Source organism: Mycobacterium novum, assembly GCF_010726505.1.
Lineage (GTDB): Bacteria > Actinomycetota > Actinomycetes > Mycobacteriales > Mycobacteriaceae > Mycobacterium > Mycobacterium algericum.
Genome location: NZ_AP022562.1, coordinates 2,817,808 through 2,832,926, shown reverse-complemented (window position 1 = coordinate 2,832,926; position 15,119 = coordinate 2,817,808). Strand labels below are relative to the sequence as shown.

At 67.8% G+C, this 15,119-nt stretch carries 15 protein-coding genes; 5 read left to right on the top strand and 10 right to left on the bottom strand.

What is annotated here, in order from left to right:
• Positions 1-46 precede the first annotated feature (46 nt).
• On the top strand, positions 47-658 hold the full coding sequence (locus G6N19_RS13050) for a TetR/AcrR family transcriptional regulator (protein WP_013830371.1): 612 nt from the start codon (positions 47-49) through the stop codon (positions 656-658).
• Between the two features lie 12 nt (positions 659-670).
• On the opposite strand, the gene G6N19_RS13045 is transcribed toward G6N19_RS13050, so the two are convergent.
• On the bottom strand, positions 671-1,591 hold the full coding sequence (locus G6N19_RS13045; RefSeq protein ID WP_041318710.1) for a TIGR03619 family F420-dependent LLM class oxidoreductase: 921 nt from the start codon (positions 1,589-1,591) through the stop codon (positions 671-673).
• A gap of 54 nt (positions 1,592-1,645) precedes the next feature.
• Here G6N19_RS13045 and G6N19_RS13040 point away from each other — a divergent pair, with 54 nt between their 5' ends.
• The 3 genes from G6N19_RS13040 to G6N19_RS13030 are packed head-to-tail and all read left to right on the top strand — an operon-like array spanning position 1,646 to position 4,212.
• Entirely contained in the window at positions 1,646-2,260 is a 615-nt protein-coding gene (locus G6N19_RS13040; protein ID WP_013830373.1) for a TetR/AcrR family transcriptional regulator, read from the top strand.
• A gap of 36 nt (positions 2,261-2,296) precedes the next feature.
• Positions 2,297-3,781 carry an aldehyde dehydrogenase family protein gene (locus tag G6N19_RS13035; RefSeq protein WP_041318713.1) on the top strand — a complete coding sequence of 495 codons (1,485 nt, stop codon included), beginning with the start codon at positions 2,297-2,299 and terminating at the stop codon, positions 3,779-3,781.
• The gene (locus G6N19_RS13030) at positions 3,778-4,212 is read left to right on the top strand and encodes a nuclear transport factor 2 family protein (protein WP_013830375.1); all 435 of its coding nucleotides are present in this window, start codon (positions 3,778-3,780) and stop codon (positions 4,210-4,212) included. Before G6N19_RS13035 ends, G6N19_RS13030 begins: the two co-directional genes overlap by 4 nt.
• 103 nt (positions 4,213-4,315) lie before the next feature.
• Here G6N19_RS13030 and G6N19_RS13025 read toward each other — a convergent pair whose 3' ends face one another.
• Genes G6N19_RS13025 through G6N19_RS12985 form a run of 9 tightly spaced genes read right to left on the bottom strand, consistent with a single transcriptional unit; the run spans position 4,316 to position 14,262 of the window.
• A complete protein-coding gene (locus G6N19_RS13025; RefSeq protein WP_013830376.1) occupies positions 4,316-5,143 on the bottom strand; it encodes an alpha/beta fold hydrolase in 828 nt (275 codons plus the stop codon).
• Positions 5,144-5,153: 10 nt separating this feature from the next.
• Entirely contained in the window at positions 5,154-5,912 is a 759-nt protein-coding gene (locus G6N19_RS13020) for an alpha/beta fold hydrolase (RefSeq protein WP_013830377.1), read from the bottom strand.
• A gap of 18 nt (positions 5,913-5,930) precedes the next feature.
• Positions 5,931-6,920: a cyclase family protein gene (locus G6N19_RS13015; RefSeq protein WP_013830378.1), complete on the bottom strand. Its 990-nt coding sequence runs from the start codon at positions 6,918-6,920 to the stop codon at positions 5,931-5,933.
• Positions 6,908-7,744 carry a coniferyl-alcohol dehydrogenase gene (locus tag G6N19_RS13010; protein WP_041318716.1) on the bottom strand — a complete coding sequence of 279 codons (837 nt, stop codon included), beginning with the start codon at positions 7,742-7,744 and terminating at the stop codon, positions 6,908-6,910. Before G6N19_RS13010 ends, G6N19_RS13015 begins: the two co-directional genes overlap by 13 nt.
• Positions 7,741-9,063: an LLM class flavin-dependent oxidoreductase gene (locus tag G6N19_RS13005; RefSeq protein ID WP_013830380.1), complete on the bottom strand. Its 1,323-nt coding sequence runs from the start codon at positions 9,061-9,063 to the stop codon at positions 7,741-7,743. Before G6N19_RS13005 ends, G6N19_RS13010 begins: the two co-directional genes overlap by 4 nt.
• Positions 9,060-10,748 carry an FAD-binding protein gene (locus G6N19_RS13000; RefSeq protein ID WP_232062698.1) on the bottom strand — a complete coding sequence of 563 codons (1,689 nt, stop codon included), beginning with the start codon at positions 10,746-10,748 and terminating at the stop codon, positions 9,060-9,062. Before G6N19_RS13000 ends, G6N19_RS13005 begins: the two co-directional genes overlap by 4 nt.
• A gap of 53 nt (positions 10,749-10,801) precedes the next feature.
• Entirely contained in the window at positions 10,802-11,752 is a 951-nt protein-coding gene (locus G6N19_RS12995; RefSeq protein WP_081465570.1) for a 3-carboxyethylcatechol 2,3-dioxygenase, read from the bottom strand.
• A complete protein-coding gene (locus tag G6N19_RS12990; protein WP_193465063.1) occupies positions 11,688-13,397 on the bottom strand; it encodes a bifunctional 3-(3-hydroxy-phenyl)propionate/3-hydroxycinnamic acid hydroxylase in 1,710 nt (569 codons plus the stop codon). The genes G6N19_RS12995 and G6N19_RS12990 overlap by 65 nt, the downstream gene beginning before the upstream one ends.
• Position 13,398: 1 nt before the next feature.
• Positions 13,399-14,262, bottom strand: coding sequence for an alpha/beta fold hydrolase (locus G6N19_RS12985; RefSeq protein ID WP_013830384.1), 864 nt, complete (start codon positions 14,260-14,262; stop codon positions 13,399-13,401).
• 137 nt (positions 14,263-14,399) lie between these two features.
• Between G6N19_RS12985 and G6N19_RS12980 the strand changes: the two genes are divergently transcribed.
• On the top strand, positions 14,400-15,101 hold the full coding sequence (locus G6N19_RS12980) for an IclR family transcriptional regulator (RefSeq protein WP_013830385.1): 702 nt from the start codon (positions 14,400-14,402) through the stop codon (positions 15,099-15,101).
• Positions 15,102-15,119: the final 18 nt, after the last annotated feature.

Sequence of the window (15,119 nt, the reverse complement as noted above, 5' to 3'; positions counted from 1 at the left end):
TGAAAGTAGCCCGGCCGCTCTCCGTTGTCCGTGGAAGGATCGACAGATGGCTGAACGCTGGACCATGCAACGCCGCCTCGAACACACCCGAAACCTGCTGTTGGACGCCGCCGAGCAGATCTTCGCGCGGCGCGGGTTCGACGGAGCCGCGCTGGAGGACATCGCGGATGCGGCCGGCTACACCCGGGGCGCCATCTACTCGCACTTCGGCAGCAAGGCCGAGCTGTTCCTCGCGGTGATCGAACGGCAACGCCAGCAGTTCCTCGACGGGTTCGCCGACGTCATCGCCACCTTCCACCGACTCGACGAACTCGACATCGACGAGCTCGCCGAGCGCTGGCGCCAGCTCATCACCAAAGAGGGGCCCGACCGTTCGATGCTGGGCTACGAGTTCACGTTGTTCCTGCTGCGCAATCCCGATGCCCGCGAGCGTGTCGCGGCCCAGCGCGAGGAGACCGCGCAGGCCCTGGCCGACTACATCACCAAAGGCGCCGCGCGGCTGGGCGGTGAGCTCGCCATGCCCGCGCTGGAACTCGCGCGTGTCATCCTGGCGGCCAACGACGGCGTCACGCTGAACAGCCTGCTCGACGACCAAGCGGTGTTCCGGCCGTTTCTGCGCATGGTGGTCGCCAATATCGTTGCGCCGCGTGGTGGCTGAGCGCCGTTACGATCAGGGGACTTTCGGCTTGATCTCCTCGATCACCCACTGCGCGTAGTCGAGGTACTCATCAACGTCGCGCACCGAGGGCAGTGGCACGGCACTGACCGTCACGCCCTGCTCGGCGAGCCAGCTCAGCCGATCGATGATCTGCTGACCGCTCATCCCTGATCGCGCGTTCGGGTCGTTGCGCGCAACGTGGCCCTCCCCGACCCGCGTGGTCGCCATGCCGTGCACCACCTCGAAGGGACGCCCGTCATATTCCGGCTGGGACTTGATGAAGTCCACGCGCTGCGCGATCTGCTCCGGCGGCGTCAGGAAACTCCACCACCCCGAGGCGTACTTCGCCGCACGCCGTAGCGCCGCATCTGCATCGCCACCGATCCAGACCGGCAGATGGGGTTTGCGCACCGGCTTCGGCTCGAACGCCACCTCGTCGAAAAAGACATAGCGGCCCTCGAACCGCGGCGACTCACTGGTCCACAACTCGATGATCGCCGCCAGATACTCATCGGCGATGCGCCCGCGTTCAGCGAACGGCACGCCGAGTAGTTCGAACTCACGCTGGAGCCAGCCCACCCCGAAGGTGACCATCATGCGGCCGCCGCTGAGCCAGTCCGCGGTGGCGAGCGCCTTGGCGAGCACGATCGGCTGGTGCAGTGGCAGCACGGTGACGCACGAGTTCAGCATGATCCGGTTGGTCGCACCGGCGAGATATGCCTGGGCGGCCGTCGACTGGAAATAGTGCGGCCCGGACAGTTCCACGTGCTCGGTGGGGATCACGAAGTGCTCGGGGACGGCGATCATGTCGTAGCCCCACTCGTCGGCGCACTTGGCCATCCGGGTTTGGTCGGCTCCGGTGACGTCGGCCTCCCACGGTTGCATCATGGCTTTGAGCCGCAGCATGTGGGGAAGGTTGAATATTAGCTTCATATCGCCGCTGACTCTACAACAGTAGAGACATTGCGGACTAGACTCGGCAGCACCATGCGACGCAAGCCCAATCCAGATCAACGCCGGCGCGAGCTCTGCGATACCGCCATCCGGCTACTCGCCGACGACGGGGTCAAGGGGGTCAGCCATCTCAAGGTGGACCGCAAAGCCGGTGTCCCCGATGGAACCACGTCGTTCTACTTCCGCACCCGGTCGGCACTGCTGCAGGCGGTCGCGGTCCGGGTCTCCGAGCTGGATCTCAAGGACCTGATCGCGGCGACTCGGGCGCAATCGCCGGCCGGACTCACCGCGGACGAACCGTCCGGGCTGGCCACCCTGGTGATGCGCACGGCGACCGGCACGAGGCTGATCCGCACCAAGGCCCGCTACGAACTCGCGTTGCAGGCCGGCCGGGACCCACTGCTCGACGAGGCCCTCCGCAGCTACGGTGACCGGTTCCGCGCCCTGATCGTCGACGTGGTGCTGCGGCTACAGGACAAGCCGGACCGAGCACTGGCCGACCGGCAGGCCTACGTGGTGATGATGTTCATCAGCGGCGTGATGCAGGCGTTCGCCAGCGGTGACCGCAGTATTCGCAGCGCCGCGGAACTGGACGCGCTCATTTCGGGGATCGTCGCCGGCGTCGGCTCTTCCTACGCTCTACGTTAATAGAGTAGCGTTACCGCGCATACGGAAGGATCTGCGATGACTGCGGTACAAGATGATTCGGGTGTGTTGGCCGGCGAGGCCCGGATGCTCGTCGACGGTGAGTTGGTGGGAACCAACAGCGGGGCGACGTTCGACGTCGTGCACCCTGCCAGTGAACAGGTGGCCGGAACCGCCACCGACGGCACCGTCGACGACATGGAACGCGCGGTCGGCGCTGCCCGGCGCGCATTCGACACCAGTGACTGGTCCCGCGATCTGGAGTTCCGACACCACTGCCTGATGCAGCTGCACGCTGCACTGGAGGCCGACAAGGAACGGCTGCGCCGGATCCTGATCACCGAGGTGGGATGCCCGGTCACGGTCACCGGCAGCCAGATCGAGTCCCCGATCGCGGAGGTGAAGCACTGGGCGGATCACGGCCGGGCGTTCGAATACCTGGTGGACACCGGCCTGCACGACACACCGCTGGGCCCGGCACGGCGCAAGCTGCACTACGAACCGCAGGGCGTGGTCGGTGCGATCACGCCGTGGAATGTGCCGCTGTATCTCAACATCGCCGAGACCGTGCCGGCGTTGATGGCCGGTAACACCGTGGTGCTCAAGCCGGCGCAGCTCACGCCGTGGTCCGGAAGCGAGCTGGGCCGGATCGTCGCCGAAAAGACGGACATCCCGGCCGGGGTGTTCAACGTCGTCACCTCGAACGCCAACGAGGTCGGCGCGGCATTGTCGGCCGACCCGCGGGTCGACATGATCACCTTCACCGGTTCCACGGCCACCGGCCGCGCCATCCTGGCGGCCGCAGCACCCACGGTGAAGAAGACGCTGCTGGAACTCGGCGGCAAGTCGGCGCACATCGTGCTCGACGACGCCGACTTCAACTCCGCGCTGCCGCTGGCGGCCATGATGGCCTGTGTGATGTCGGGCCAGAGCTGTGTGCTGCCGTCGCGGATCCTGTTGCCCCGCAGCCGCTACGACGAAGGTCTTGCGGTGCTCCAGGCGTCGATGGAGAACTTCCCGATGGGCGATCCGTGGACCCCGGGCAACATGCAGGGCCCGCAGATCAGCGAGACCCAGCGACGCAAGGTGCTGGGCCTGATCGCCTCCGGCCTGGACTCGGGCGCGCGGCTGGTCACCGGGGGCGGCGTCCCGGAGCACCTGGCCACCGGCTATTACGTGCAGCCGACCCTGCTGGCCGACGTCGACCCGGACAGCCAGATCGCCCAGGAGGAGATCTTCGGCCCGGTGCTCACCGTCACCCCCTACGACACCGACGACGATGCGGTCGCGATCGCCAACAACTCGATCTACGGCCTGTCCGGCGAGGTCAGCAGCGCCGACATGGACCGGGCGATGGCGGTGGCGACCCGGATGCGCACCGGCAACGTCAGCATCAACGGCAAGAGCCACTTCGGTATCGACAGCCCGTTCGGCGGCACCAGGCAGAGCGGCCTGGGGTATCGCAACGGCGCCCAGGGCTTCACCGAATACCTGCACATCAAGACGATCGGGATGCCGGAATGACGTTCCCGGCCGACGACCGGCTGGAGATCGCTGCGCTGTTGTACCGCTACGCCCGCGCGGTCGACACCAAGGACTGGGCGCTGTACCGGTCGGTGTTCACCGATGACGCCGTCATCGATTACTCGTCGGCCGGGGCCATCTGCGGCACCCGCGACGAGGTGGCCGACTGGCTGGCCGCCGGCTTCACCGCGATCCCGATGTCGATGCATTACATCAGCAACATCGAGATACTTGACTACGCCGGGGATTCCGCGCAGGTGCGGGCGATGTTCTACAACCCGATGCAGCTACCGGGGATGGCCGAGCTCAGCTACTGCGGCGGCTACTACCACCACGACCTCGTTCGCGCCGCCGACGGCTGGCGCAGCCGGGGGCTGCGCGAGGAAAACCTCTGGTTCACCAATCCCCCGACGCGGCCCGACGCCTGCTGATTTCCCTTCCCCTCCCCCCGGGCCTGTAGTTGGCGTGCCCACTACTCGCAGTTTCACGCGCCAACTACAGGCTCGCGGTTGGTCGAGGAGATGGCGGAGTTGATCAGTCGCCGGAACAGAAGTCCAGCAGTAGCCGGTTGACCTGCTCGGCCTGCTCGATCTGCGGACAGTGCCCCGCGGCATCGACGACGACCGATCGGCCGGCGGGGATCTGATCGGCGATCTGCGACGCCCAGCCGGACGGCAGCAGCTTGTCGCTGCCGCCCTCGACCACCAGCGCCGGCACCGAGATGCGTTCATAGGCACGGCTGCTCGACGCCGGTGGCGGGGGCTCGGCACCCGGCCGGCGGAACCTGGCCGCCGCGATGGCCTCCCACGCTCCGGGCGCAGTGCTCGACTCATAGCGCCGTCGCACATACTCCTCGTCGGCGGGATAGGCCGGGTCGTGGAACAGTGCCGCCACGATCCGGCGCATCGCGGGCAGCGTCGCGTCATAGTCGTAGAGCGCGGCCATGTGTTCGTTCTGCTGGATCTCGCCGCCGCCGCAGATGGCGACCAGCCGGCGTACCGGCAGCAGCGGCGCGTCCGAGGTGGTGTCGACGAGCAGCATGATCGCGCCCATCGAGTTGCCCACGAAATCGGCTGACTCGACACCCAGCTGGGCGCAGAACCGCGCGACGTGGCGAATCCGCATGCCGCGGCCGTCGTTGAAGTCGATGACCTTGGCCGACTCGCCGAAGCCGAGCAGGTCCGGGGCCAACACCCGGTGCCGCTGCGCCAGGGTGGTGATGTTGCGCTCCCAACCGATTTCGGCGCCCGCGCCGAATTCTCCGCCGTGCAGCAGCACCACCGCCGGGGCGGCCGGATCCCCGGCTTCGAGGTAGGAGGTGCTCAGGCCGTCCACGGTGACGGTCTTACGCTCGATCGGCAACGTCGACTCCTCAGTCCGGGATCAGTGGGCCGACCGGCCGGGTCGTGGTGGCGTGCACCAGCAGTTCGGCGAGCTCGGCGGGGCGGCTCAGAAAGGGCGAGTGCGAGGCGTCGATCGTCAGCGGCTCGACTCCGAGTCGGCGGCATACCAGGTCGGCCAGCCAGCGCGGATAGGCGCGGTCCTGCTCACAGCGAATGAAGCTGCGCGGAATATCGGCCGCCCAGAAGTTCGGCACCGAAACCGGGGCGACCGTGGTGTCGCCGAAACGTTCCGGGCCCAGCCGTTCGAACGCCCATCGCAGCGTGTCGTCGTCGCAATCGTGGTAGAAGTATTGCCGCGCACCGTCGATGTCGGCGAAGGTCATCGCGCCGTCGTCGGCGAAGTGCAGGTGGGACAGCATGTCGCCGGCCGCGGTGTCGAAGAACTCGGCTCCGTCGCTGCCCATCGTCATCGCATCGGTGTAGCTGCGTCCCTCCCGGGGCAGCGCCGCGGCGAGATAGACGATGTGGCGCACCAGGTCCGGTGCGCTGTCGGCGCCCAGCGTCGCATCGAAGCCGCCGCCGGAGTGTCCCACCAGGACGTCGCCGGGCTGTAGCACCTCGGTGACGGCCTCGCGCCGGTTGGCCAGCGTCGACTCCTCGCCGAGCCGGGCGCCGTGTCCGGGCAGGTCGATGGCGATAGCGCTGTGGCCGATGCGCTCCAGCTCCGCCATGGTGCGTTCCCAGCACCAGGCGGCGTGAAATCCGCCGTGGACGAATACGAATCGCATGTGCTTTCCTCTGCCGGTCTACTTGATCGCGATCGGGTTCACCGGTGACCCGACGCCACCGGTCACCCGCAGCGGTGGCGCCACCAGTTGGAACTCATAGACGCCGTCCGCGGCGCAGTCGGCAGCCAGCGCGCCGAGATCCCAGTACTCCCCGAGCATCATCCCCATGTCGCGCAGGCACAGCATGTGCATCGGCAAAAACGTGCCCTCGACCCCGGAGACCGGGTTCTCGACCATCAGGTTGTCGGCGGCCACCGCGGCGATGTCATGCTCGTGCAGCCAGGTGGCGCACCGCCAGTCCAGTCCCGCGCCCGGCTCGGCGCCGTCGCCGGTCTCGGAAAACCGTTGCCACCAACCGGTTCGGACCAGCACGATGTCGCCGGGGGAGATCGTGACCTGCTGGGAACGTGCTACGTCGTCGAGTTCGTCCGGGGTGATCGGGGTGCCGAGCGGCAGGAATGTCTCCGCACCACGGTGGGCGACCACGTCGAGCAGCACCCCGCGGGAGGTGATGCCCTTGCCGTCGACTTTGTCGATGCCGCAGTGGTAGGCGCCCAGGCTCGTCACCGAGCCGGCCGGGAAACCGTTGTAGAGCTGATCGTCGTAGTAGACGTGCGACAGCGCATCCCACTGGGTGGCGGCCTGCAGCGGCATGACGACCATGTCGTCGTTGAATCGGAAGGGATTGTCGGTGAAGAACTCACTCAGCTGCTGTGCCACGATATTGCGGTGCCATTCCGGGCCGTATTGCGCCAGCGTGTGGACGTCTCCGCCGTCCACGGTCATCACGTGAATCGGGTTGTGCCGGAACGCGAATGCGCCCTGCGGACCCGAGGATCCGAAGTCGACGCCGAGCGGGAAGACCTTGCCGTGCCGCACCAGGGCCGCGGCCGCAGCAACCTTCTCCGGTGTGATGAGGTTCAGCGTGCCCAGTTCGTCGTCGTCGCCCCAGCGCCCCCAGTTGCGCACCGCATCGCCGACCCGGCGGAACTCGGTCAGGCCGGCCATGCACACGATCCGTTCGGAAGCGTTGCGGCGGTGCGACTCCCGATGTTGCCGCCGTCGACCCAGAGCACCTGACCGGTGATGTAACCGGCGGCCGGGCTGTTGAGGAACACCAGCGGTGCGGCCTGTTCGGCCGGGCTGGCAACCCGGCCGAGCGGTTTGGGGATGTCATCGAGATAGCGCTGCCCGTAGCTGCTGCGCAGCTGGTCCAGTATCGGTGTCTCGGTGACGCCGGGGGCCGTGCAGTTGATTCGGATACCACGACTACCCAGCCGGCCCGCGTTGATCATGCCGTAGAGGATGACCGCCTCCTTCGACAGCCGGTAGCCGCCGTCGGCGAGCGCTTCGGGATTCGCTCGGCACCACCGCAATCCGGCGGGCATGTCGGCGGTGTGCAGCAGGCCGGCGGTGGTCTCGGCGTTCTCCAGGTAGGCCGCGGCGGCCAGCGAGGAGACGTTGGCGATCGCCGAGCCGGCCGACATCGCCGGCAGCAACGCCTCCGTGAGGTGGCGCATGCCCAGGAAGTTGATCATGACCACCCGCTCCGGATCGCCGATGCCCGACGACACCCCGGCGACGTTGAACAGCGCATCGACCCGACCTCCCGTTCGGATCGCCGCCACCGCAGAATCGATCGACGCCGGATCACTCAGGTCCAGCCGGTGGAATTCGCCCACCGCCCCGGTGGGCTCGGCCAGGTCCAGACCGATCACGTCAGCTCCGAGCTCACCGAGCTGGGCGACCAGCTCCGCGCCGATACCCGACGCGCAGCCGGTGACCACGGTCCGTCGACCGTCGTAGCGCCAAAGCCCGGCGGGTGCAGTCATTTCTGGCCGCGGCCCCGCTCTGCTCGCTCGTCTTTGGCCAGCTGTGCAGCCTGCACCCGGCCCTCGTTCATCTCGGCCATCGCCTCGGGGATCTCAGTCGCGGTGAACTTACCACCGCGGCCGGTCGGCAACCCGCCGAACGAGTAGGACTCGTCGAACTTCGGCGCGACCGACTCCGTACGCCGCGCCTCCAGTTTCTCCAGCACCGGCGCCAGCCGCTTGGCCTTGTCGGCGACCGCCTTCTCGTCGCGTTCGATGAACTCCGGCAGCACCTCTTTGCCCATCAGCTCGATGGCTTCCATCGTCGCCTCGTGGCTGCGCGGGTTGAGCAGCAGGATGAGCTCGTCGACACCGCTTTCCTCGTAGCCCCGCAGGAACTCCCGTGTGGTCGCGGGGCTGCCGATTGCGCCGCGGCCCGGCCCGTAGGCCAGCGTCGGGTCCTTCTCGACCTCTTCGAGGTAGCGCTCCCATACCCGGGTGCGACCGGGGGTGTGCTCGCCGGTCATGTAGTAGTGCATGATCCCGAACGAGAAGAACCCGCCGCCCACACCGAGCCGCTGCAACGCCTGCTCGTCGGTGGGGGCCACCATCATCGACAGGTCGCCGCCGATGGCCAGGATGTTGGGGTTGACCTGCGGGGTGACCGGGACGCCGTTCTCCTCGAGTTCCTTGTAGTAGCCGTTGACACGTTCGGCCAGCGGTCCCGGGCCGGTGTAGGCGAAACTCAGTGCGCCGATGCACTTCTGGGCGGCCATCTGCACCGAGGCGGGCCGCGTGCAGGCCACCCAGACCGGCGGGTGCGGCTTCTGCATCGGCTTGGGGATGACGTTGCGGGCCGGCATCTGCACGTGCTGGCCCTCGAAGCCGGTGAACGGCTCCTCGGTCATACAGCGGATCGAGACCTCCAGCGCCTCTTCCCACTGGGCGCGTTTGTCAGCCGGGTCGATGCCGAATCCGCCGAGTTCGGCGATCGACGATCCCTCACCGGTGCCGAACTCGACCCGGCCGCCCGACAGCAGATCCAAGGTGGCGATCCGCTCGGCCACCCGGGCGGGGTGGTTGACCACCGGCGGCAGGTGCATGATTCCGAAGCCGAGCCTGATGTTCTTGGTGCGCTGGCTGGCGGCGGCCAGGAACATCTCCGGCGCGGTCGCGTGGCAGTACTCCTCCAGGAAGTGATGCTCGGTGAGCCACACCGTCGAGAATCCGGCCTTGTCGGCGGCCTCCACCTCGTCGAGGCCATCTTGAAAGAGGATGTGCTCGTCGTCGTCGGACCATGGCCGGGGCAGTGCGAATTCGTAGAACAGTGAGATCTTCACGGGTTACCTCCTTGGAGTTTGGTTGCAGTCTGGGTGCCGAGAGGCCGGCGGGTCGCGTGAATATGTCGGGCGGCGACGTAGCCGAAGGTCATCGCCGGGCCGATGGTGGCTCCGGCACCGGCGTAGCTGCGGCCCATCACCGGAGCCGAGGTGTTGCCCACCGCGTACAGCCCGTCGATCACCGAGTCGTCGGCGCGCAGCACCCGGGCGTGCTCGTCGGTACGCAGGCCGCCCGAGGTGCCCAAATCGCCCAGGATGATCTGGAATGCGTAGTAGGACGGCTTGCCCAGCGGATACAGGTTGGGGTTGGGCAGGGTCGGGTCGCCGTAGTAGTTGTCGTAGGCGCTGTCGCCGCGATTGAAGTCGTCGTCGTGGCCGGATCTCGCCAGTTCGTTGAACCGTTGCGCGGTGCGCTCCAGCCGGTCGGGCGGGACACCGATCGCGGTGGCCAGCTCGGCGAATGACTTGGCGGCCTTGACCACTCCCGAGTCGAGCCAGGCCTGCGGGATCTTGCGCCCGGTCGGTACCGGGGCGCCCGGGACCTTCGGGATCGGCAGGTGCCCGGCGACGACGTAGCGGTGGAAGGACCGCTGGTCGGTGATCAGCCAGCACGGGATGTGGGTGACGCCGGTTTGCTGTCCGGCGATCATGGCGTGCGCGAAGTCCATGTAGGGCGCGGCCTCGTTGATGAAGCGTTCCCCGTCGCCGTTGACGATGAACTGCGACGGCATCATGCGTTCGTTGAGCATGAACTGCAGCCGTCCGTCCGGCCAGCAGATGGCCGGGAACCACCAGGCTTCGTCCAGCAGTTCGGTGGCCGCCCCGACGCGCTCCCCGGCCCGGATGCCGTCGCCGGTGGCGACGGGGTTGCCGAAGCTCCAGTCCTGTTCCAGCACCGGCTGATGCTCCTTGCGCCACGCCATGTCGTGGTCGAAGCCGCCGCTTGCCAGGATGACGCCGTGGCGCGCGGTGATGCGCTGCGGCCGACCGTCGCGCTGCACCACGGCGCCGGTGACCGCGCCGGAGGCATCGGTGATCAGCTCGGTCATCGGGGTGTCGAGCCAGAGCGGCATGTCGCGTTCGAGCATCGCCAGCCGCAGCCGGGCCGCCAGTGATTGGCCGATGGCCGCCATGCGGTCGCCGAACACCCGGGCGCGGAACATCCGCCATGCCAGCTTGAGCAGCACCGCCTTGCCGCGCCAGGACTGCCGCACTTGGTAGAACAGCCGCAGGTCCTTGGGACCGAACCAGATTCCCTTGGGCGCCAACGCCAACGGCGCCAGCAGGTGCTGCTCCTGATCGCCGAGCTTGCGCAGGTCGATCTCCGGCACGTTGATGGTGCTGCCCAGTGCCGATCCCCCCGGCAGCTCCGGATAGTAGTCGGCGTAGCCGGGCTTCCAGACGAACTCGAGCCAGCCGCTGGCCTGTTCCAGGAACGCCATCATCTTCGGCGCGGTGTCCACGTATTGCCGCAGCCGCGCCTCGGTGACCAGACCGCCGGTGATCGCGCGCAGGTAGGCGACGACACCGTCGGGGTCGGGGACGTAACCCTCCCGGCGCTGCGCCGGTGCGCCGGGCACCCAGATGCCGCCGCCGGACAACGCGGTGGATCCGCCGAAGTACGGCGACTTCTCCACGACCAGGGTCTGCAGGCCGCAGGCGTCGGCGGCCAGCGCGGCGGTCATTCCGCCACCGCCGGAGCCGATGACCAGCACGTCGACGATGTGGTCGTTCTCGGTCACGAGCCCACCTCCACCGGTTGCGCGGTGCGAACGGCGAATCCGGCGATCAACTCCGGGGCCGGCCGATAGTAGTGGTTGGCCGTACGGTACGGGCCTTGCGCCGCCAACGCACCGAAAGCAGCAGCCCAGGTGCGGATCTCGTGTGCAGATCCCCCACCCGCCTCGGTGATGTACGAATTCGACCAGTCGGCCAGGTCGTCGAGCCGGCCACTGTCGAGAATGGACAGGAACCGTTGATCGAATTCCGGGTTCAGCGGCCTGAGGTCGCTGGCGCCCGCGGCGAAATCGCGGGCTGCCGCCGTCACCGCGTTCTGGCGGGCCTGGCGCTGCTCGGCACTCATCGGGGTGCCGTGCAGGATCCGGTCGCGAGTGACCGGTGGCGCGGTCGCCAGGGTAGGCATCGGCGGATCGTGCGATAGCCCGCCCGATCCCAGGATCAGCACCCGAAGATCCAGGGTGCGCAGGTAAGCACCGACCGCAGCGCCTAGCGCGCGGGCGCGGTGTATCGGCCCCAGCGGCGCGGCGACGGCGTTGATGAAGATCGGGATTACCGGGCATGCGCCTGCGTCGCCGAGCAACCGCTCCAGCGGTTGCACCGTGGCGTGATCGACATCCATGTGAGCCGAAACAGCCACATCGACACCGTGTTCCAGCACCGCGGCCGCAGTCTCACCGGCGAGGTCGGCGGCGACGTTCAACGGGCCGGCGTAGGTGCCGTAGTCGCCGACACCGTGCGCGGCGGTGCCGATGCAGAACGGCGGCATCAGTTGCAGGAAGAACCCGTTGTAGTGGTCCGGCGCGAACACCACCGTCAGCTGCGGGTCGAAGTCGGCGACGAACGCCGCCGCCGCATCGACGGCGGCCTCGATGTCGGCCATCAACTCAGGGGGTGGTCCCGGCAGATTCAGCAGCGGGCTGTGGGACATGCAGCACAGGGCCAGTGCCATCGGCGTTATCACCCCCTACGGTCAGCGTCAGGACGTCGACGAGCCGGGCGCTCACCTCGGCGGCGCGCTGGGCGATGCACGCCGCGGCGATGCAGCGATCCGGGCGCAGGAACAACACCGACTCGGTGTGGCGGTCGAACCAGGCCTTCAGCTCTCCGGTCCGGTCACCCACGATGGTGACGGCCGGATCATCGACCTGGCCGGGCGGCGTCCAGTGCAGCTGAGTCAGCGGCCGGATGGCGATGAAGCTCGCTCCCAACGCGTTCCACTGCGCGAAGGCTTCCTCCCCGAGCAGCGCACGGGGATTGTTGTTCCAGGCCAGCACCGCGAATCCGACCCCGATGACGTCGTCGAGGAGCAGATCCGTCCCGGTGCGGGTGTCCACGCGGGGCTGAATGAACAGGGTCCCGGTCGGCGAATCGGGACGATGCGGCTGGTCGTGGACGACCGCACCGTGGTCATAGCGCGGCATCGGCTTGAACCGCATCTCCAGCACGTAGCGCTTGAGCGTCGGTACCGCCGAGGCGGCCCGGATCACCCGGTCGCGCACCGCCGCGACCCGACGGTTGGTCGGGGAGATCACCCGGCCCACCATCGTGGAGAGGTCGATCATGGCGCGGGCGTGCTTGCGCCGTTCGGTGTCGTAGCTGTCCAGCAGGCTCGGCTGCGCTTGCCCTTGCACCACCGCGGCCAGTTTCCAGCCAAGGTTCATCGCGTCGCGGATTCCGCTGTTGTAGCCCTGCCCCTGCCAGACCGGCATCAGGTGTGCGGCATCGCCGGCCAGCAGCAGCCGGCCGCGGCGGAAGGCGCCGGCGATTCGGGAGTGGTGGGTGTAGACTCGGTGCCGGATCACGTCGACGTCGTGCGGATGCGGTAGGAACGGCGCCAGCATGGCCGCGACGAATTCGGGGTCTTCGGCCTGCTCGTCGGTTTCATCGGCGTGGATCATGAACTCGAAGCGCCGGATGCCGTGGGCGATCGAGATGGAGGCGTAGGGCCGCGCGGGGTCGGCGCCGACCTCGCTGTTGGGGTGGCCCAACGGGTCGTTGGCGAGGTCGATGACCAGCCAGCGGGTCGAGGATGTGGTGCCGTCGAAGGACACCCCCATCAGTCGGCGGGTGGCGCTGCGGCCGCCATCGCAGCCGACGACGTAGCGAGCCGAAATCGGCTGCGGTTCCTGGCCATCCGAACCACCCAGGCTTACGGTGACGCCGTCGGCCGTCTCAGTGCAGCCGGTCATCGGGCGACCCCACAGCACCCGGACGTGGTCGAACCGTTCCAGGCCGCGCAGCAGTTCAGCGTCGACCAGTGGCTGTACGAAGCCGTTGCGCTTGGGCCAGCCGAAACATGCGTCGGCGGGCGCCATCTCGGCCAGCAGTCGCCGCTTACCGTCGAAGAATCGCAGGATCTGGTTGGGCACGGTGTGCGGCAGGATGGCGTCCACCAGGCCGATCGCCTGGAACGTGCGCAGCGATTCGTCGTCGAGCCCGACCCCCCGGGGATAGTCGATGAGGGTGGCGCGGTCCTCGACCACCAGGGTCCGGACCCCTTGCAGGCCGAGGATGTTCGCCAGCGTCAGGCCGACGGGCCCGGCACCCACGATCACCACGTCGACGTCGACGGCTGCACTCGTTTCAGCGGTCACGCTAACGCCCCAGCAGGAATTCCAGGTGGAGGCGATTGAACGTCGCGGGGTCTTCGTACTGCGGCCAGTGGCCGCAGCCCGGCATCAGCTCGAACCGGGCACCCGGGATCATCGAGGCGATCCGCTTGCCCTCCTCGACGTCGGCCGTCGGGTCGTCACTGGTCCAGACCACCAGCGTCGGCGCGGTGATCTTGCCGTAGTCCCCCGGTCCCAGCAGGTTGCGGGGGCGGATCTCGGGATCCTGCAGCGCCATGATGTCGCGCATCGCGTCGATGAAGCCGGGCAGCCGGTAGATCCGCTGCCGGCTGGCCACGATGTCGTCGTAGCCCTTGGACTTGTCGGCCATCAGCCACTTGATGCGGGCCTGCACCGTCTCCCAGTCGGGGTTCTCCACCGCCGCCATCGACAAGGTGATGATCCGCTTCATCACCTCGGGATCGGCCTGGGAGCCGCCTGCGGTGTTGAGCACCAGGCGCTGCACGCGGTCCGGGTGGTCGATGGCGGCGCGCGCCGCCACCCAGCCGCCGAGTGATTCACCGCTGATGCTGGCCTGCCCGGCGCCGATGGCGTCCAGCACCGCGGTCAGGTGCGCCACGTAGTGGGGAATCTCCAGCGGATGACCGGGTTTTTCGGTGTAGCCGTGGCCGAGCATGTCGATGGACCAAGTCCAGAAGTGCTCCGCGTGCGCGGCCAGATTGCGGACATAGGCCTCGGCGTGACCACCGGAACCGTGCAGCAGGACCAGGACCGGCTTGCTCGGGTCGCCCGCCCGAAGGTAGCGGGTGCGCACCCCGCCCGCATCGAGATACCCCTGCTCGAACACAACGCCCTGAAGATCACTCCAGATGCTCTCGAACTCCGGCACCGGCCACCTCTCCCTGCGCAGTCGCGGAAATGTGATTCTCATTTTCCGATATTTAAACGTGCTTTTATCGCACATAGATGTACGTTATATTGAAGAGCATCACTCTCAGATGGGTAGATGTCAAGGAGGCCGAGCTGATGACCAGGCTGAAGCCCGACGGTGCCGCCGGTACCGCTCCGGGGTCACAGACCCTGGCCCGCGGACTGGCCGCATTGCAGGCGGTGGCCACCACGCCCGACGGACTGACCATCCAGCAGGTCGCCGACCGGATCGGCGTCCACCGGACCATCGCCTACCGGCTGCTGAACACGCTGACGAGTCACCGATTGGTGGCCAAGGGCGAAGACGGCCGGTTCCGCTCGGCAGCGGCCCTGGCCGTCCTCGGTGCGTCGTTCGACAACAACGTCCGCCAGCTGAGCCTGCCGACGCTGCGCGCGCTCGCCGACGAGCTCGGCACCACCGTGTCGCTACTGGTGGCCGAGGGTGACCAACAAGTGGCCGTCGCCGTCATCGTGCCGACCCAGGTCGGCTATCAGTTGGCGTTCCACGAGGGCAGTCGCCACCCGCTGAGCCTCGGCGCCGCCGGGATCGCGCTGTCGGCCGCCATGCCGCGACGCCCAGACGAACGCGACATCGTCCCGCAGACCCGCGAACGCGGCTGGGTGGTCACCCACGGCGAGATCGAGCCCGGCACGTTCGGGTTGGCGGTTCCGGTCCGTCGTCGCCCTCCCTCGCCGCCCACCTGCATCAACCTGATCTCCCACCGCGAGGACGTTGTGTTGCGCGGCCGGGATGCCGTACTCGCGGCGGCCGACAAACTGTCTGAGATCCTCAGCTGAAACCCGCTGTGCCCGAAA